Raw genomic sequence first — 18,056 nt, 5'->3', positions numbered from 1 at the left:
CACTTGTCGCGTCGCTCAAGGGCGTATCGAGCCGGATGCTGCGGCAGCAGTTCGGCGATTTCCACCCGTGGCTCAAGCGCCGTGGCGTGCTATGGTCGCCGTCGTACTTCGCCGCGTCGTGCGGAGGCGCGCCCATCGAGATTTTGAGGAAGTACATTGAGGGCCAGCAATCGCCGCACTAAGGCCTAAAGAACGCCCGCGGCGTCCGTGCTCTCGACCCCGGATTGAACTCCGGGGCTTCCCGCACATTTGGTGATGTGGGAGATAACCGGGCTGTTCGAGAACCTCGGCACGATCCAGGACGGCATTCATACGTTAACCAAAGTACGCGGCGTCGTCGATGCGCGCGACGCGCGGCCGCTTGCGGTGCGCCGCGGCGAGATCGTGTTCGACAACGTGCGCTTCTCGCACGAGGAGAACGCGAAGCCGGTGTTCGACGGCCTGAACCTCGTGATCCGGCCCGGCGAGCGCATCGGCCTGATCGGCCGTTCCGGCGCGGGCAAGTCCACGTTCGTCAACCTGCTGCTGCGCTTCTACGACGTCGGCGGCGGCCACATCCGCATCGACGGGCAGGACATCGCGCACGTCACGCAGGACAGCCTGCGCGGCGCAATCGGCATGGTCACGCAGGACACGTCGCTGCTGCATCGCACGATGCGCGAGAACATCCTTTACGGGCGGCCCGACGCGAGCGAAGCGGAACTGCACGACGCGGCGGTGCGGGCCGAGGCCACGGATTTCATCGAACGCCTGAGGGATCGTCACGGGCGCAACGCCTACGACGTCGAGGTCGGCGAGCGCGGCGTGAAGCTGTCGGGCGGCCAGCGGCAGCGCGTCGCGATCGCGCGCGTGATGCTGAAGGACGCGCCGATCCTCGTGCTCGACGAGGCGACGAGCGCGCTCGACTCCGAGGTCGAAGCCGCGATCCAGCACAGCCTCGGCACGCTCATGGGCGGCAAGACGGTGATCGCGATCGCGCACCGGCTGTCGACGATCGCCGCGATGGACCGGCTGATCGTGCTCGACGAAGGCCGGATCGTCGAGGAAGGCACGCACCAGCAACTGCTACAGGCGGGTGGCATCTATGCGGCGCCGTGGGCGCATCAGAGCGGCGGGTTTCTCGGGGAGACCGCAGCTGTGGAAATGGAGTAACGAAATGGACATTCACCCTATCCGAACCGAGTCAGACTACAAGGCCACGCTGAAGGTGGTGTCTGCGCTCGTCGACGCAGATCCGGATCCGGGCACCCCCGAAGGCGATCAATTGGAAATTCTGTCGATCCTAATCGAGCGCTACGAGGCCGATCATTTCCCTCTGCATGCGCCGAGCCCAATCGAGGCGATCAAGTTTCCGACCCGCGACGGTTGCTCGCTTGTGGACGTCCGCACGGGATCTTGACTGCCGCGAAACAGCAACGGAGGCTTTCTCGAGATAGCGAGCGAAACGTGCGCCACGGTGCCCAGGTACAAACCGTGCTCCATTTCGGTTGTTTGATGGAGGTACACGATGAAATACATGACAAATGCAATGCGCTCGATGCTGATGACGCTCGCAGCAGGCACCCCACTCATCACGGCCAGCGCGACTTTCGCGCAAGTCTACGTCGCACCGCAACCGAGGTACGAAGAGCCGGCCCCAGGGGTGGAAATCACGCTCGGCTGGCACGGCGACCGCTACTGGGACGGCCACCGCTATTGGGAGCACGACGAATGGATGCATCGTCATCCGCATGACCGTGACCCGTGGCACGACCGCGAACACGCGCACCGACATGATCAGGATCACGAACGTCACGAATACTGACACCCGGCGTTAAGCGATGTGGCACGCCTGCTCGCGTTGTGCGACGGGTGCGCCCCCTCTTTGCGAACTTCGCGCTGCGCGGCAAATATCCGACGTCGGTTCGTCCTGCGAATCCGATCGGGCCTGCGCCTTTTTACAAAACGCCAGTATTGCGGAAGCATATCCATGCCATCGGCCCGGGACCACAGAGCTGGAACGCCAATTGCTGACGGCATGACATGGCAACTTCATCGCACGGCTGCGGTCATCCGTTACCTGCAATCGCACGGACATCCTCGGCCCGACACATCGTCAAGGCGAGTCGCGTGCTCCGCGGCGACCCGCCTTTGGGTCTCGATACAAGCCAGTTGGCGATGCAGATCCGAACCGACGCGCGGCTGATACCCGATCGCTACGGGATGCTCGAGCGCGGCCGCAACTGCGACGTGATCCGTCACGCAGACCGCTTTGCGACGCTCGTCGACGGCGACGCGTATTTCGCGACGCTGCGCGCCGCGCTCACGCGCGCGCGCCACACAGTGTTCATCGTCGGCTGGGATATCGACAGCCGGATGCGGCTCGTTCCCGGCGGCGCGAACGACGGGTATCCGGAGCCGCTCGCGGCGTTTCTGCAGGCGCTCGCCGCTGCTCGCTCGAGCCTGCGCATTTATATCCTCGTATGGGACTTCGCGATGATCTATGCGCTCGAGCGCGAGTGGCCGCCCGCGTCCCGCAAAGGCTGGCGACCGCACCACGGCATCGTGTTCCAGCTCGACGGCACGCATCCGCGCGGCGCGTCGCATCACCAGAAGCTCGTCGTGATCGACGACCGGCTTGCCTTCGTCGGCGGGCTCGACCTCACGCGATCGCGCTGGGACACGCCCGCGCACGCGGCCGACGAACCTCGACGCCGCGACCCCGGCGGCACGCCGTACGGGCCGTTTCACGACGTGCAGGCGATGTTCGACGGCGACGCAGCTGCCGCGATCGGCAAACACGTTCGCGCACGCTGGCTCGGCGCGCGCGGACGCCGGGTCGCGATCCCCGCACAGCGTCGCGGCGGCGGCGGCGATCCGTGGCCCCCCGATGCGCCCGTCGACGTGCGCGACGTGCGCCTCGGGATCGCCTACACGGCGCCGCGCCATCGCGGCCACGCGCCGGTCCGGCAGATTCGCGCGCTCGTCGGCGACGCGATCCGTGCGACGCGGCGGCATCTGTACGTCGAGAACCAGTACTTCACCGCCGCAGTCGTGCGCGAGGCGCTGTCCGCGCGCCTCGCAGGCACCGACCCGCCGGACGTGACGGTGGTTGCACCGCGCTGTCACCGCGGCTGGCTGCAGGAAGCGACGATGGGCGTGCTGCGCGCGCGCCTGCACGCGACACTCTCCAACGCCGACCGCCGCGGCCACTATCGGCTGCTGTATCCGCACGTCGACGGGCTCACGAACGGCTGCATGAACGTTCACAGCAAGGTGATGATCGTCGATGACGAGTGTCTGGTGATCGGTAGCGCAAACCTCAACAATCGCTCGATGCTGCTCGACACCGAATGCAGCGTCGCGCTCGCCGCCGCGGGCGAGCCGCGCGTGCGGGCGGCGATCGCACGCACGCGCAACCGCTTGCTGGCCGAGCATCTCGGCGTCACGGTCGAGCGGGTGGCCGATGCGTTCGCACGCGCGGGCCGGCCGAACGACGCGATCGACCGGCTACGCACCCGGCGTGGGCGCACGCTGCGGCCGCTGGATCCCGAGGTCAGCCCGCAGCTCGACGCGCTTGTGCCCGTCAGCGCATGGCTCGATCCGGAACAGCCGATCGACGCGGATCGGCTCATGCATGAATTCGTGCCGCGGGATCAGCATCGCACGCTCACCGCGCGCTTTCTTGCGCTCGGCGCGTGCGTGCTGCTGATCGCCGGGCTCACGGCCGCGTGGCGCTTCTCGCCGCTGCGCGAGCACGTGAGCGTCGCATCGCTCACGCACATCGGCATGCGGATCGCTGGTCTGCCCGCCGCGCCGGCGATCCTGCTGTTGGGCTATGTGGTGGCGGCGATGCTTTGCGTGCCGATCATGTTGCTGATTATCGTCACGGGGCTCGTGTTCGGCGTGTGGCCGGGCTTCGCGTATGCGGCCACGGGCACCCTCGCGGCCGCCGCCACAACCTACGGCGCGGGCCGATGGCTCGGGCGGGACGCGGTGCGACGGCTCGCCGGCGCGCGGGCGAACCGCCTGAGCGAACGCATCGGCCGGCGCGGCGTGGTCGCGATGGCGCTGGTGCGGTTATTGCCGATCGCGCCATTTACCGCCGTCAATCTGGTTGCCGGCGCGTCCCATATCGGGCTGCGCGATTATCTCATCGGCACTGCACTCGGCATGTTGCCCGGCATGCTGCTCACCCTCATGTTTGCGCGTCAGCTCGGTGCAGCAATCAGCCATCCGGCGGCGGCCGCATTCGCGTGGCTCGCGGCGATCGGTGTCGCGCTCGTCGACGTGTCGGTGCTGCTGGTGCGGCTTCTCAGGCGGTGGCGATGAATTCGCGCGCGACTGGAATGCCCGATGATGCCGGCGCGGCACGCTTGCGGTGCGCGTCGCCGAGCGCGCGCGACCTGCGAATCGCGACGTACAACATCCGCGGCGGTCTCGGCGACTGGCATGCGCGCGCCGCCGATCGCATCGCCGCCGTGCTCGACGAACTGGACGCGGACGTCATCGCGTTGCAAGAGGTGCCGCTCGGTGGCGCGCGCGGGCCCGACGTGCTCGCGCACCTGCGCATGGCGACCGGACTGAATGCGGTGTCCGGCGCGACGATCGACACGCCTGAACGGCGCTACGGCAATGCAGTGCTGTCGCGGTTCCCGATCCGCGCCGCGCGCTCGCTCGACCTGTCGTTTCGCCGCCGCGAGCCGCGCGGCGCACTCGACGCGGACATCGATTGCGGCGTCGGCCTGATCCGGGTGGTCGCGACCCATCTCGGACTCTCCGCGATCGAGCGCAGCGCGCAGGTCGCGCGCCTGCTCGCCGCGTTCGACACGAGCGCGATGCCCGTGATCCTGCTCGGCGACATCAACGAATGGTTCGTGCACGGCCGCGCGCTGCGCGCACTGGTCACGCACTTCCGACGCGCACCGGCGCCGCGCACGTTTCCGACGTTGTGCCCGCTGTTCTCGCTGGACCGGATCTGGGTCCATCCCGGCGAGTGGCTGGTCGATGTCGCGGTGCACCGCAGCACGCGCGCACGCTGCGCGTCGGACCACTACCCGCTCGTCGCACGCATTCGCGTGACAGAGAGTGCGGGTACGCGCGCAACGGGTAACTGAATGATCGGCCCGGTACGACCGGACTCATCATCCGAACCGACCGCTTCGACGGGGCGTGGCAGCCATCGCGCAGATGCAGAATGAACGTGCGGAACGTGCGATGTCACGCATCTCGCAGCGCGTCGTCGAGCATGTCGGCCGTCACGTCGATCGTCACGCTGCAGTCGATCATCGCTTCCCCAATTCGAGGCTTGCGCTCATCTACTGCGCGCCGCGCGACGTCGCACAGATGGGTCCTGACGCGCAGGCGGTCGGACGCGTCGAGCGTCGCATAGCGCGTCAGCACGTCGCGGACCAGCACGAGGTCGACCGCGCAGCGCCATTCGCGTGCGCTCTCGGCCGTCGGTTCACGCACCCACGAGACCTGGATCGCGCACCGGCCAGACGCATCGTCCGCGTGCACGACGACGGTCGACTGTGACGGAAAGCCGTTCGCGAGCGCGTGCTCGAGCTCGGCGACGCGCTGCGACAGGTCGGTTGCGGCCGTCATCGTCGCACCGCACCCAACACGAGCGTGACGAGGAAGATCACGACGAACAGGTAGAACAGGACCTTTGCGATCTCGGCCGCGCCGGCCGCGATCCCGCCGAACCCGAAGAGCGCCGCGACGATCGCGATGATGAAGAAGACGAGTGCATATCGCAGCATGGTGTCCTCCGGTGAGTGGCGACCGTCGACGCTGAGCACCGCCGGTCACGAACCGTGTTGGTGTTTCGGTTTGCCTTGCGTCGGCCTGGCGGCCAGCCCCTCGAGCTGCCGTTCGCTCATCGCGCCGACCATCGACTGAGCCGGCGGCTTGAGATCGTTCACTTTCGTCTGGCCTCACTTTGCCGCAAGCACGACGCGGCGCGCTCCGGAACGTTCGCAATCGTCATGCCGGATCGCTTCGCCCTAGATCGGCGGTCGGAATCTTCATCGTCTGGCCGTACGTGGTGACGGTGCGGCGCGCAAGCAGGATGCCTCGGCCCGCGAGACATTGCGCCAGCGCGACGTCCGACAGCGGGTTGGTAAGCTGTTCGGCGGCGATCATGTCGCGCGGAAGCCCCTTCGCGGCGGCAGCCGACCCTGTGCCCTTCCCCGCCGCTTCGAGCCGGCGCGGGAAGAAGTGCGTAAACGCGAAGGTGCCGTGCGGCGTCGCCATATACTTGTTCATCTTCGAGAAACGGATTCGTGTCGAGCGCCTGCCGCAGCTCTTGCTGGAATTCGAGCGATGACAACTGCAACAGGTGCAGCGACTGCTGAAGCCGTGGCGTATGTGCCAGATGCTGCCGCATTTGAAGTGAAACCGTCACGGACATGTGCGGTCCCCGTTGTCGCTCTTCGCTTCCGTATGCGAAGACCCGCAACATCCGTGCCAATCGCACCGGCTACGACGCGACCATTTGCAACGCAGGTTCGTACCCTTCTGCTTTGCGTGAAACCATGCGTTTTTTACAACGGGGCCAGGCATGACGCGCGCAGCGATGCGGTGTGGCACGCCGCGCGTCGCAACGGGCGACGCACGGAACGTCGCGCAACGCGCACGCCGGTTCAGTCAATCCGCTCGAAGCGGATCACGTGCTCCGTGCGCTTGCCGTCGCCGTGCGCGATATCGATGATTGCGGCTCGAACGCGGTGAACGCATCCTCGTCAAACGCCACGATCACCGCGGCTGCGTGGCCGCCGGCCTGAAAGCCGATCTGCAGCACGCCTGCCGGGTGATCTTCGATATGAAACGGCACTGCATGCGCGTCGAACTAGTGGCCGATCGCTTCGCGAATTTCGCGCATGAGGCCTAGCAACACGCGAATGCTCATTGCGCGCCGACCTTTCGTTCGAGCGCCTGCGCGGCCGAAAGATGATGTCTGTGGGTCGGCAGCGTTGTCTTCGCGAACGCGTGCAGATCGGGATCCTTGCCATCGCGCGCCTCGTGCTCGAACACCCGGATCGCTTCGCGATGAGCGTCCGGGCCGGCAGCGGCGACATATGCGGTGTCGAAGTCACGGCCGTTTCTGCCGCGCAGCGCCTCGACGCCCGGATCGATGGCCCTGACCGTTTGCGCCGGTACGCCCGCGCACAGCGAGATCACGCAGCCGTTCGTTCTCCTTGCTGTGATCACCTACCATTTGCTTCGCGAACGCGCGAACGTCGGGCGACGTCGATTTCTCAGGCGCTAGCTGGCCCGCCTGCACCTGGCTCGCGTCGGCGAGCCAGGCACGGTCGACGAATTCCGCGTCGACGCCTTGCGGCTGCTTGCCGATCCGTGCGTCGTTGGGGCCCGGTGCCGGCTTGATAATTTCGGGCGGGACCTGCGTATTTGATGCGGGCGGTCCGTTCGGCAATTGCGCGTGCGCGGCAGCCGAGCACAGCGCGCCGATGGCCAGCACTGCGATCTGCTGATGGTGATCATTTGATATCTCCTTGCGTGACGGCAGCAGCCGCCATTAGCCATCCAAGTTCCGTCGACACGTACGCCGGCGCGCTGTATTCATGATCGGGAATGCGTTCTCAGCCATTGATCACCACGCGTACTGCGCGCGGTACGCGCCTTCGCACGTCGCCCCTGCTGGCGGCAACCCGTTGGCGCGAGTCGCACTGGTCATTACAATCGTCTGCTCGACAGCCGGTTTCAGCAGGCCATTCACGAACGAACGCCTGTCCGGCGCCTGCGTCACCTCGCGCGGATCGTGAGCTGGTTGCGCACCTCGTGTACGCCCTCGACCTGCTGCACGGTGTTGACCGCGAGCGCGCGCTGGTGCAAGTCGGGCACGCTGCCGGTCAACACGACGTTGCCGTGCCGCGTCTTCACGTGGATGTCGCCTGACTTCAGGTCGTTCGTGCCGACGAGCGCAGCTTTCGCCTTGGTCGTGATCGTGGCGTCGCGGATCTTCGTGCCGGCCGTCTTTGCCAACGACGACATGGATGACGAAGCCGAACCGTCGTCGCCGGCCGCCATCACGCTCGGCGACGCGGCGGCGCAAAATGCCGCCGCTGTGATCGTGACCGTCATGCCAAGCCGTTTCGCCGGATGGCGCTTCAGCCATGCGGACCATGCTTGCAACTGTCTGGCATTCATCGTGCCCCCTTTCGTCGAGCCGGCATCGTGCCGCTTGCTGGCTCTGCCGCAATTCGCGTGCCGCATGCGCGCGCGCCGCGTCTCACCGCACCTCGCCACAATGGGCGGAGACGATCGAACGCCGATTCGCCAAACGCGTTGCAACTTCTTCGGCATGCAGTGCGCCTCCGCGCGTCGTGTGCGGGATACGCCGTTTGAATGTGGCGTTCGACGACGGCCGTCAGTTCGCCGAAGAAATGGCTGCCGTGCCACGCTCGGCTGCGTTCACCAACTAAAAGATCGATTGCATCAGGCGATGCCTCCGCGCCGGTCGACGTGACGCACGCAAATGTCTTCACGTACTGCGACGCCGCATGATCGAGGCGGCCCGACACTGCAGCGCGATAGCACGAGCTCGACGGCCGCATCGTCACTTGTCCGGCTGTTCCCGCTTGTCCGGATCGTCGGCGCCGAGCTGCGCGAGCCGGTTGGTGATCGTCTTCACGCTGACGTCCGGCATCTCGGCCGCTGGGCCTTCACGCCGCCGCACTGTGCAAGCGTGCCGAGAATCAGGCGTCGGTCGCCTTCGCCGATCGGTACGATGACCTGATCTTCCTGCACGTCGGCCATCGTTGACACTTCTTCGATGATCGGTGGCGGCAGCGTTTCGATCACGTCGGTGTCGCTGACGATGTACGCGCGCTAAACGAAGTTGCGAATTTCACGCACGTTGTCGAGCCATCCATACGTTTTCAACGCTTCGCGCGCGGCCGGTGCGAAGCGCACGTTGCGGCCGCTTTCCTCGTCGAATCGCTGCAGGAATGCGTCGACCAGCATCGGAATGTCATCGCAGCGCTCCCTGAGCGGCGGTATCTTCCCGTTGCTTGCGCCGCCCGGCGCGGTCGACGTCGCGATGTATCACACGAGCCGCGCGCGGTAGGCCGCCAGTCAGAAAACCCGGCTGGCGTTCAGCTTAACGTGCGCGACTTCCAAGCGTCGGCGAAGGCCACCGATGAAGGTGTATTCGCAACTCCGGTCAAACTGGAATGCCTCGCCGAGCTCGAACGCGAGCGACACGTGCGCCTTGCGCCTCGGCCTACTGCTCTTGCCAGCGGCGAACAAACGCGCTGACGCAGCCGTAGCAGCCGGCGTACCGCAGGCCTCTTCGCCCGGTCAACCCGAGGCATGGCATGCACCCGACTCCCGGGTTTCCGCCCTTGACCCGCGACCGTAGCCGATAGCGAGCGGGCATCAAGGGGCGAGGGACCGTGTTGCCCGCACCCCTCCCTCGCCTTTTTCCTTGACGCCCGCTCGCTATCGGCTCCTCGAGTCGCACGGGCGGTAACCCGGGAGCCAGGCGGCGGCAAAGCCAACCCCGAGTTCCACCGGGAGGTGTCCAGCCGCAACGGCAAGGCGCCTCCTCTCGCCCGGTTCAGGTCCTCAACCTTGACTGTGGAGACTGTCATGCGACTCGCTTCCTCCTTTCATTACAGCGCCCCGATGCTGCGCGCTGACTCGCCCCTGTCGGACGACCAGATTCACCGCGTTGCCCCTTCCATCTTCGCGGACTGCAAGCACGAAAGCCGCTCGGAGCGCTACACCTACATTCCGACCATCGATGTGCTGCGCGGCCTGCGCAACGAAGGCTTCCAGCCATTCATGGTCTGTCAGACCCGCGTGCGCGATTCCGGCAAGCGCGAATTCACCAAGCATATGCTCCGGCTTCGGCATGCCGACCAGATCACCGGCGACGAGGCCGACGAAATCGTGCTGCTGAACTCGCACGATGGCACGAGCAGTTATCAGATGCTCGCGGGCACATTCCGGTTTGTCTGCCAGAACGGCATGGTCGCGGGCGAGAACATCGCCGATATCCGCGTGCCGCACAAGGGCAACATCGTCCAGAACGTGATCGACGGCGCGTTCGACGTGCTCGACGGCTTCGACCTGATCCGCGAGCAGAAGGACGGCATGCGCACCGTCACGCTCGATCGTGACGAACAACAGGCATTCGCGCGCTCAGCGCTCGCGCTGCGCTACGACCCGACCGACACCGAAGCCCCCGCGCCCATCACGGAGACCCAGTTGCTGGCCCCACGCCGCTTCGAGGATCGCCGCGATGACCTCTGGACCGTCTTTAATCGCGTACAGGAAAACCTCACCAAGGGCGGCCTGCACGGACGCGCGCGCTCGGGCCGCGCGATGTCCACGCGTCCGATCACCGGCATCGACCAGAACGTGAAGCTTAACCGCGCCCTGTGGATGCTCGCGGACGCGATGCGCCAGATGAAGGCGTAACGCCCCGGGGGCGGCGCAGCGACGCCGCCCCGGCTCTCGGCTATGCGCCACGACGCCTGTCGGGTCACGTCCCGGCGCATACCTACCGCACCGGCCCGGCATTTTCTTTCCAACTCTCTGGAGTCGATCATGCAAGCCCAAACTGTCGAAACCGTCACCACCGACGTTGACGCCGTCGAATCCGCAACCGCACTCGAAACGCACTTCGGCAACGAGCAGCCGATCGTGAACGTGCCGTATTCCAGCCTGCGGCGCTCGCCGCTGAACGTCCGCACGAAATCCCTTTCGGGAATTCCGGGACTTGCCGCCAATATTCGTGCGAAAGGGTTGCTGCAAAACCTCGTGGTCCATGAGCTCAAGGCCTCGCGCGGCAAGCAGCACAAATATGGTGTCTGCGCGGGCCAGCGTCGCGAAGCCGCGCTCGATCTGTTGTTCGAGCAGAAGCACATCGCCGCCGACTATCCGGTGCCCGTGCGCATCGTCAGCGAAGGCGAAGCGCTCGCCATTTCGCTGATCGAGAACAGCGAGCGCGAAGGCCTCGATCCGTTCGATGTGCTGCGCGCCTACCGGATGCTGGCCGCCGAAGGCCGCAGCGTCGATTACATCGCCGCGCTCTTTTCCGCCTCGCCCATCACAGTGAAACGGCGCATGAAGCTCGCCAATGTGTCGCCCAAACTGCTCACGCTGCTGCGCGAGGACGCGATCACGCTCGACCAGCTGGCCGCGCTCGCCCTTGCGGATGACCACGACACGCAAGAGCATCTGTGGTTCGAGGCCAACGAGTGGCAGCGTCAACCGCACTATCTGCGACAGGCGATCACACACGCCGAAATCGACGCGAGCCGCAGTCGTCTCGTGCGCTTCGTTGGTCTGGCCGCCTACGAGGCAGCAGGCGGATATGTGCGTCGCGATCTCTTCAGCGACGATGAGAATGCGGGCTATATTGCCGACGCCGAGCTGTTGCAGCGCCTCGTCGCACACAAGCTCGACGCGGCCGCCGAGGATGTGCGAGCCGAGGGTTGGGGCTGGATCGAAACGCGCGTCGAGCGCGATGTGCTCGAACTGAATCGTTACGGCAGACTGCGCCCGGTCCAGCGTCCGTACACCGACGACGAGCAGCATGAAATCGATGCGCTCACCGCGCAGCGGGACGAACTGACCGACAGGCTCGACGCGCTGCCTGAGGACGACGAAGATGCCTACGCGGACGCTGAACGCCTCGACGCCGAAATCGAGCAGGTCAGCACCGCGATCCGCGCACTCGAAAGTCGCGCCGCGGTGTGGGAGGCGCCGCAAATGGCCGAGGCTGGCGCGTTCGTGCTCGTCGGCCCGCAGGGCGAACTGATCATCGAGCGCGGTCTCGTGCGCGGCGAGAACAGCGCAGCACTCGACGCGGCAGGCGCGAGCGTGACCGGCACACCTGACGCCGAAGCCCCGGACACGTCGGCTTCGAAGGTCAAGCCCGTCCACAGCGCGAAGCTCTGTCAGCGGCTGAGCGCGCACCGCACCGCCGCCATCCACGCGGAACTGGTCGCCCAGCCCGCCGTCGCGCTCGCGGCCCTGTTGCGACATCTGATCCCTCAGGCGCTGCCCGAGCACTATGGCTATTCATCCGCGCCGGACTATCTGGCGCTGTCCGGCAAAAACAATCACGATACCCTGCTGAGCGCGGCAGACGAGCTGCCTGTCAGCCCGGCGTGGAACGCCATCGAGACGCAGCGCACGCGCTGGATCGCGGAACTACCGGTGAACCGGGCCGATCTGCTGCCGTGGTTGATCAGGCAGGATGCGCACACGACCCTGCTCGACCTGCTTGCATTCTGTACCGGCACGCTGCTTGACGGCATCGCAGGCGACGAAAAGCCACATGCGATCAACGCACTCGCGGACGCACTGAACCTTGACATGACACGGTACTGGACCCCGACCCGGGCCACGTATTTCGATCATGTCAGCAAGGCCCGCATCGCGCAAGTCGTGTCCGGTGCGGTGTCCCCGAAAGTCGCTGCCAACCTTGCGATGATGAAAAAGGCCGACGCTGCTGCCGCCGCCGAACTGCGCCTCGCTAAAGTCGCATGGGTCCCGGAAATCCTCACCAGTCGCCAGATTCCGGCGACGCCCTCGTGGGCTGTCCGCGACGACGACGATGAGGACGACGCCAACGTCGAGAATGATGGCGAGGGCACGCCGGATGACGAGAATGCCGAACCGAATTCAAGCGACGGCAACGCGCACGTCAACAACGCCCCTCTTGATGCGCAAGCGCCGTCTACTACCCGCAGCGAACCGCCACCGTGGCCCTTCCCGACTTCCGCCACGCTCAATACGGAGCAAGCTGACTCACACGACGCGTAATCTTCCCCGCTCGTGCCGATGACGCGGCACCGCAGACGGCAACACCCGTCAGGGTTTGCCGTCTGCCTGCCGAAGCTGCGTCGCGCGACAATCCGCGCCCGCCGAATGACAACCCATTCGTCCTTCCCCCCACCCGCCGGCGACCAGCAGCATCAGGCAGAGGACAGCACCGCCCGCCAGCATTAGGCGGCGCATCGAGCGTGCAAAACGCCGCTCCATCTCGGTGGCCATCGCCTCCGTCCGCGCCGCCACCGCGTCGATTGCCTCATCCAATCGTTCACGCTGCTCGCGCCCGGACATCGCAGCCGCCCCAATCATTCGATTACCGGCCGCGCGCGCAACCTGACTGGCCATGCGTGCCGTCAAGGCTGTCAGTGCCGTCTCATTGAGATTCGCCAACGCAGCCCGGTACCGCGCCTCGTGTTCCTGTATCAGATTTTCCGCCAACTGGATCGTTGTCTTGCACCGATCGAGCGCGTCGCGGTGTTGTTGCATCAGCGCATCGGTCGCGCCGCCAACTTCACGGCGCGCCGCTTCGAGGCTGCCCTCGCTCGCCCACCGGATACGTTCGGGCATCGCCTCATACAGACGCGCGTAGTATTCGAGCACGACGATAATCGACCAGAGCGCGTCATTGTCCTGCAGGTTCAAGACACTCGACACCCGACGCATCCGGGCCAGACTGGCTTCGTCCGGGACATCGCCAGACACATCGTGAAACAGGCGGGTGAATGAATCGACTGATTGCGATCGTCTACGTCTCATGGGCGGCCCCGTCGGTGCTGATCACCTTCGCGAACATCGTGTCGCACAGACGCCGCCAGCGCAGCAGCTCCGCCCGCTCCCCGATGTGCATTGTTTCCGATGCCTTGCGGATTGACATCCGCCGACTACGAAGCTCATCCGCCACGCGATCCGCCAATTCCGGGAAATCGATCGAATGCCCTCGTGCCTCAATGCTCTTGCGAAGTTGCGACGCCTGATACAACGTGAACTTGTCGGGCGCACCGAAATAGCCGTTTCGCACCACATGCGTGACGGCGTTGGGAAAGGTCAAACTGAAGGCATGCAGCAATTCGAGGCTGTCGCGCTGCCGGTTGATCACCCACAGCACGACGAGCTGGCGCCCAAGTTCACCTAGCGTATCCGCGAGCGTGGTGCCAAAGCGGGCGACACCCGTTTGACTGCGCGCTGCTGTGTTCACGATGAGGGCGGCGTCCCGGCGTTCGTCGCAGAAGTTGACCAGACCGATCCAGCCGTCCGCCTCGTCCAGGTCATAGGCAATGCAATGCATCTCGTCCTGGACGGATTTCATCACGTCGGGATTGGACGTATCGGTTTCCACCAGCGCGACCGGGACATCATGCCGTTGCATGTAGTCAGCCAGCGCGAGCGAGACAAAACTCTTGCCCACACCACCCTTGCTTCCGCCAACCAGATAAATGGGGTACGTCGTTGCCATATGCGCCCTCTACAGGTTTTCGGTATCGGGCGTGATCTCGAACGAGAACGCGTCCTGAATCACCATTGCCCCCGGCCTGGTTACCGCCTTTCCCCGACCCCGCTCAGATTCTTTCCCTGTGCCGTCCACGCGTGACGGCCTCGTCGGGTTGGATTTCTTGGCACGACGCGATGCGATCGTCGGAGCCGTCGAGATGGTCTGGCCTACGGGCTCAGACTTGCTTTCTTTCGTAGTGCGTTTCATCGCGTATCGCAACGTACTGGCGCTGATGTCCACGCCCTCCTGCGCCAGTTGCTGGACGATCTCTTCCAGCGTGTACCCTTTTCGTTGTGCGCCGCTGATCTGAGCTTGCATCGACTTCACAGCATCGCGCACGTTGACGCGATGCTCGTGCGCAGGCTTTTCCGGCAGCGCGTCGAGACGGCGAGCCGCAGCGTCCCATTGGGCTTGAGTAAAGCGCTTCACGACCGGCATGATCTGCCTCAACGCATTGCCTTCGTTCCATCTTGCTGGCGGGAATCACTGCCGTCAACGCCCGAGAATTGGCTCAGTTCAAGTGATCGGAACGCACCGGAACAAGCCGGAATTGCCCGGAATCGAAAATTTTTTTACACCATCGTGCGTTGGCAACAGACCTTTGTTAGCGCGCATAGATCGGCATCGACGCGGCGCCTCCGATCGAACGAACGATCACTGTCCGCTGGTAACGAACTGCCTTTGAAATCGGACGCTCATGATCATATCGGGCGATGATCACGGCACTGGCCACGACATACACGGCCGACGCGATTTTCCTGCACATACACGTCGAGGCCAACTCATTTAATTTGCGCGAGCGCCGACACCCTCGCGAATTGGCGCAGCCACTTTTTGCGCAAAGCACGGCAGGGCCATTCTTGCATGCTGCGTTCGGTGTTTAGTCTTCTTGCGTCGAGTGATCAACTGATTTGCACGAGGGCTCGAAGTTGTGTCCACGCGCCCTTCTTGCCTTTCGCTGAGAGTGGTTCATTTTATTGCGCGAGTCGCGTGGTTTTCCTGCGCCAACGGGCATCGTGTTTTGCAGGGAGTAGGCCATCTATCTGCGTAACCACGATCCGCCATGCTCACGGGATTTGAGAGCAACAACCTTGAAGACACGAAAAGAAGGGATTGCAGGATAGGCTTGCGCCGGTTTTGGGCGCCGTGCGCACCGAATATCGACCATCGGTGACGGTCGCTCGGACCACGGACGCTCAGTCGTCGGTGTCGGTCAGCAGGTGAGACTCGTAGTCCTGCCCACCATAGAAAATGCCGACGATGGAAATCGCCTGTGTTTCATCGTCGACATGAAATGCGATCACGGTCCGACCGCGGTAATGGGTGATGCGTAGCCCGGACAAGAGATCATCACGCATCCGTCCGCGTTTAGGAAAAGTTGCGAGGCTCGTGCAATACGTGACGATCGCATCGACGTAGTGGATAGCCGAGGCTGGTGAACCCGCCTCGACAATATAGTCCTCAAGATCTGCGAGTTGATCCCGAGCGGTAGGTGCAAACTGGACGCGGAACGTCACGCTTCTGCTTTGAGGGTAGCCTTGCGGCGACGGGCCAAATGCTCCCGCACCTGTTCGGGCGTCAGCGCCTGGCTCGGGTCCGCCTTCAGCGCCTGGGCGGCCGGCACTACGGTCTCCCGCAGCCATGCCTCCACGGCCCTGTCACGCGCGGCCAAGGCCCGCAGTCCATCCCGGACGACTTCACTTTCCGACGCGTACTCGCCCGCCTCGACCTTGGCGCGCAACATGTCGGCCATCTCGTTCGGCAACGTGATACTGAATTGGCGCGTGGTTCGCATGGCAGTCCCCAAAATGATTCAATCCTATTGAATCTTACTCCGTTTCCGGGACGTCGGCGGCGAACCGTACGCGCGATGGCGCCCTCGGCAGGTTGCCGTAAAAGTCAAGCAGTGCCCCAATTTACGACGGGCCAAGCGCTCAACTGCCACAGCCGCTCACAAGGGCGCGAACGCGTCGCAGTCAATCGCCCTCGACGTCATCCTGATCATCCGGCAAGGTTCCATTGATCGCGCCCACCAGCGCCAACACGCCCCTTTTTTCCCGATCCTTCAATTCCCGGAAGCCTGCCAGGAGCCGCTCCTCGTCACTGGTGAGCCGAGCTCGCCCAGGGATGCCGCAGCGGGGCTACAGGGTGGCGCAATATGAACGAGGCGGACCCCGCATCATCGACGTTGAAAATTGTTTCGTCGGTGATGTCGTCAGACATTGAGCGGCGGCCGGATCGCGTCGATCCAGGCGCGGAAGTCGGCGGAGACATCGCGACCGTCGGCGTCAAGGATATGCGGCGGCCGGTCACTGAGGTCGTCGCGGATCATTAAGTAGCGCGCGCCGTGATAGCCGGTGCACGTCGCGAACACCGTCAGCAGGCCGGCACGCTTTGGGGCAACGGGCGTGTTCGTGACAATCGTCGCCAGGACGTCGGTCTGCAGGCCGTATTCCCTGTGCAATGGGGTACTGCGTTCAGGGCTTGGCGGGCGGCGCGGCTTCCGAACGAATTAGAGCGGCCGGCGGAGTCACGACATACCCGTTCGTAGTCCTCGACCTTTGCCACTCAGGGTGCATCGGTCTCGTGCTTCAAGATCCAGTCCTTCATGTACGCGATCACGCGGTCAAGCCCCTCCTCCGTCGCCATCAGCGTCATTGGCGCGAGACCGTCGAAAAACGGTGATGGTGCATCGAACCACTTGAATGCCTCGGAGCGACTGCCGCGGACGCCAATGGCCAGTTCTAACGCCTCTTTGAACAACTCAGGAAAGGGGTACCAGGAATCTGGTTTGACTGTCGCATTTTTCCCGCCGCGCACGACGCGAGGCAGTTGGGCATCCGCCAATTCGTGATCGGTAAGGTGGTCGCGAACCCAGTGACAGTGCTTGGCCAAATCAGCATTCGGCCGACGCGCGCGATCGCGGGTGGGCACGACGAGCCCGATAATGACTGGGGTATGTGTGCGGATCATCCACAGGGCAGGAACCAGGTCGGTGTCGTTGGACACGATAACGGCGTGATCTATCTGGCCGGTCAGCGCATCGTGATACGCGTTGATGGCGAGGTTGACGTCGCTTTGTTTTTCCTCGAGTTTCCAAACGGACACGCGATCGCACTCGCGCGGCTGCCGATCAGGATCTGCGTCGTCAATGCGTGGAACGCGGACCTTGGTCAGCGAGTAGTATCCTTCGATGATCTGGACGCGGCTACCGTGCAGCTTGCGCAACGCCGTGTGGTAGCGCGCTTGCGACGAAATAGAGTCCGACCCCTTTTCTACACTTTCAATGATCTTGGCGGTGAAATATTGGATAGCCTCGGGGAGCAGTTCGGAATCGGCAGGCTGACCTTCGTAAGGCACCAGCACCGAGGGCAGGACGTGATCGGCAAACAGCCCATAAAGGTCAAGCCATTTGTCGTGGCTGCCTCTGAGGTAACCGTAGTAAAAATTGTAGCGATCGACAAACACACGCGTGCGCAAGCGGCGTCGCGCGCCCTACACGACCTGCATATCTGCCCCCAGAAACGAAAAAACCGGCTTGCGCCGGCTTTTCCTTCCTCGCACCAAACGGACAAGCCGCGTCGGTCTCAAGGATTAGTTGTTGGCGATTACTTAAACAAAAATGAGGGCAGATGTCAAGCAAAGCTCTAAGGATGCTCTGCATAAACCGGAATCAAGTGTGCTTGATTGCTTGACGGGGAACTGAATGCGCCGCGACGTCGCCCGATCAGCCGAGAACGAAGCACTCCAAAGAGCAGCAACTAGCGTTCGCGGA

General features: G+C 64.2%; 19 protein-coding genes and 7 pseudogenes. 10 read left to right on the top strand and 16 right to left on the bottom strand.

What is annotated here, in order from left to right:
• The 6 genes and pseudogenes from DID96_RS35825 to DID96_RS35800 form a co-directional block, all read left to right on the top strand.
• A partial coding sequence (locus DID96_RS35825; protein WP_185732471.1) for a transposase occupies positions 1–182 on the top strand: 182 nt, incomplete at its 5' end.
• Between the two features lie 61 nt (positions 183–243).
• Positions 244–1,152: pseudogene (locus DID96_RS35820) on the top strand (ABC transporter ATP-binding protein); the annotation flags it as partial.
• A gap of 4 nt (positions 1,153–1,156) precedes the next feature.
• A pseudogene (locus tag DID96_RS35815) lies at positions 1,157–1,366 on the top strand (type II toxin-antitoxin system HigA family antitoxin); the annotation flags it as partial.
• A 141-nt stretch (positions 1,367–1,507) separates the two neighbouring features.
• Positions 1,508–1,804, top strand: a complete 297-nt coding sequence (locus tag DID96_RS35810) for a hypothetical protein (protein WP_124603900.1) — start codon at positions 1,508–1,510, stop codon at positions 1,802–1,804.
• A gap of 353 nt (positions 1,805–2,157) precedes the next feature.
• Entirely contained in the window at positions 2,158–4,311 is a 2,154-nt protein-coding gene (locus DID96_RS35805) for a VTT domain-containing protein (protein WP_124603899.1), read from the top strand.
• A gap of 17 nt (positions 4,312–4,328) precedes the next feature.
• A complete protein-coding gene (locus tag DID96_RS35800; RefSeq protein ID WP_260464141.1) occupies positions 4,329–5,096 on the top strand; it encodes an endonuclease/exonuclease/phosphatase family protein in 768 nt (255 codons plus the stop codon).
• Positions 5,097–5,199: 103 nt separating this feature from the next.
• Here DID96_RS35800 and DID96_RS35795 read toward each other — a convergent pair whose 3' ends face one another.
• The 5 genes and pseudogenes from DID96_RS35795 to DID96_RS35775 form a co-directional block, all read right to left on the bottom strand.
• Positions 5,200–5,586 (bottom strand): DUF3022 domain-containing protein, encoded by a 387-nt coding sequence (locus tag DID96_RS35795; protein WP_124603897.1) that lies wholly within the window; start codon positions 5,584–5,586, stop codon positions 5,200–5,202.
• Positions 5,583–5,744 carry a DUF1328 domain-containing protein gene (locus DID96_RS35790; protein WP_124603896.1) on the bottom strand — a complete coding sequence of 54 codons (162 nt, stop codon included), beginning with the start codon at positions 5,742–5,744 and terminating at the stop codon, positions 5,583–5,585. The genes DID96_RS35795 and DID96_RS35790 overlap by 4 nt, the downstream gene beginning before the upstream one ends.
• Before the next feature lie 45 nt (positions 5,745–5,789).
• Positions 5,790–5,906, bottom strand: coding sequence for a DUF3008 family protein (locus tag DID96_RS39680; RefSeq protein ID WP_260464140.1), 117 nt, complete (start codon positions 5,904–5,906; stop codon positions 5,790–5,792).
• A 61-nt stretch (positions 5,907–5,967) separates the two neighbouring features.
• Positions 5,968–6,249 (bottom strand): annotated as a pseudogene (locus DID96_RS35780) (RNA polymerase factor sigma-54); the annotation flags it as partial.
• Between the two features lie 13 nt (positions 6,250–6,262).
• Positions 6,263–6,370: pseudogene (locus tag DID96_RS35775) on the bottom strand (hypothetical protein); the annotation flags it as partial.
• Positions 6,371–6,694: 324 nt separating this feature from the next.
• Here DID96_RS35775 and DID96_RS39460 point away from each other — a divergent pair.
• Positions 6,695–6,874, top strand: coding sequence for a hypothetical protein (locus tag DID96_RS39460; protein WP_124603894.1), 180 nt, complete (start codon positions 6,695–6,697; stop codon positions 6,872–6,874).
• Positions 6,875–6,888: 14 nt separating this feature from the next.
• On the opposite strand, the pseudogene DID96_RS35765 reads toward DID96_RS39460, so the two are convergent.
• A pseudogene (locus DID96_RS35765) lies at positions 6,889–7,468 on the bottom strand (DUF4142 domain-containing protein).
• 278 nt (positions 7,469–7,746) lie between these two features.
• Positions 7,747–8,085 (bottom strand): BON domain-containing protein, encoded by a 339-nt coding sequence (locus DID96_RS35760; protein ID WP_260464142.1) that lies wholly within the window; start codon positions 8,083–8,085, stop codon positions 7,747–7,749.
• Here DID96_RS35760 and DID96_RS39270 point away from each other — a divergent pair.
• Positions 7,994–8,470, top strand: a complete 477-nt coding sequence (locus DID96_RS39270; protein WP_260464143.1) for a hypothetical protein — start codon at positions 7,994–7,996, stop codon at positions 8,468–8,470. The genes DID96_RS35760 and DID96_RS39270 overlap by 92 nt on opposite strands.
• Before the next feature lie 90 nt (positions 8,471–8,560).
• On the opposite strand, the pseudogene DID96_RS39265 reads toward DID96_RS39270, so the two are convergent.
• Positions 8,561–9,003 (bottom strand): annotated as a pseudogene (locus DID96_RS39265) (sigma-54-dependent Fis family transcriptional regulator); the annotation flags it as partial.
• Positions 9,004–9,081: 78 nt separating this feature from the next.
• Positions 9,082–9,295, bottom strand: a pseudogene (locus DID96_RS39260) (IS21 family transposase); the annotation flags it as partial.
• Between the two features lie 299 nt (positions 9,296–9,594).
• Here DID96_RS39260 and DID96_RS35745 point away from each other — a divergent pair.
• Both DID96_RS35745 and DID96_RS35740 read left to right on the top strand, forming a co-directional pair.
• Positions 9,595–10,428, top strand: a complete 834-nt coding sequence (locus DID96_RS35745; protein WP_124603901.1) for a DUF932 domain-containing protein — start codon at positions 9,595–9,597, stop codon at positions 10,426–10,428.
• 129 nt (positions 10,429–10,557) lie between these two features.
• Positions 10,558–12,783 carry a ParB/Srx family N-terminal domain-containing protein gene (locus DID96_RS35740; protein WP_124603892.1) on the top strand — a complete coding sequence of 742 codons (2,226 nt, stop codon included), beginning with the start codon at positions 10,558–10,560 and terminating at the stop codon, positions 12,781–12,783.
• A gap of 48 nt (positions 12,784–12,831) precedes the next feature.
• On the opposite strand, the gene DID96_RS35735 is transcribed toward DID96_RS35740, so the two are convergent.
• From DID96_RS35735 to DID96_RS35700, 7 genes are all read right to left on the bottom strand, one after another.
• Positions 12,832–13,434, bottom strand: coding sequence for a hypothetical protein (locus tag DID96_RS35735; protein ID WP_311767785.1), 603 nt, complete (start codon positions 13,432–13,434; stop codon positions 12,832–12,834).
• A 103-nt stretch (positions 13,435–13,537) separates the two neighbouring features.
• The gene (locus DID96_RS35730) at positions 13,538–14,245 is read right to left on the bottom strand and encodes a P-loop NTPase (protein ID WP_124603890.1); all 708 of its coding nucleotides are present in this window, start codon (positions 14,243–14,245) and stop codon (positions 13,538–13,540) included.
• Positions 14,246–14,254: 9 nt separating this feature from the next.
• Entirely contained in the window at positions 14,255–14,719 is a 465-nt protein-coding gene (locus DID96_RS35725) for a hypothetical protein (RefSeq protein WP_124603889.1), read from the bottom strand.
• Positions 14,720–15,477: 758 nt separating this feature from the next.
• Positions 15,478–15,798, bottom strand: coding sequence for a type II toxin-antitoxin system RelE/ParE family toxin (locus DID96_RS35720; protein ID WP_124603888.1), 321 nt, complete (start codon positions 15,796–15,798; stop codon positions 15,478–15,480).
• Complete coding sequence (locus DID96_RS35715) at positions 15,795–16,076, bottom strand: type II toxin-antitoxin system ParD family antitoxin (protein WP_124603887.1); 282 nt, start codon at positions 16,074–16,076, stop codon at positions 15,795–15,797. The genes DID96_RS35720 and DID96_RS35715 overlap by 4 nt, the downstream gene beginning before the upstream one ends.
• 420 nt (positions 16,077–16,496) lie before the next feature.
• On the bottom strand, positions 16,497–16,745 hold the full coding sequence (locus DID96_RS35705) for a hypothetical protein (RefSeq protein ID WP_124603886.1): 249 nt from the start codon (positions 16,743–16,745) through the stop codon (positions 16,497–16,499).
• A gap of 104 nt (positions 16,746–16,849) precedes the next feature.
• A complete protein-coding gene (locus tag DID96_RS35700) occupies positions 16,850–17,749 on the bottom strand; it encodes an antitoxin Xre/MbcA/ParS toxin-binding domain-containing protein (protein ID WP_311767784.1) in 900 nt (299 codons plus the stop codon).
• Positions 17,750–18,056 lie beyond the last annotated feature (307 nt).

It is taken from the genome of Burkholderia sp. Bp8963, from assembly GCF_003854275.1.
Classification (GTDB): Bacteria; Pseudomonadota; Gammaproteobacteria; order Burkholderiales; family Burkholderiaceae; genus Burkholderia.
Note: the sequence above shows the minus strand (reverse complement) of the source record. Positions and strands in the feature narration are given on the sequence as shown.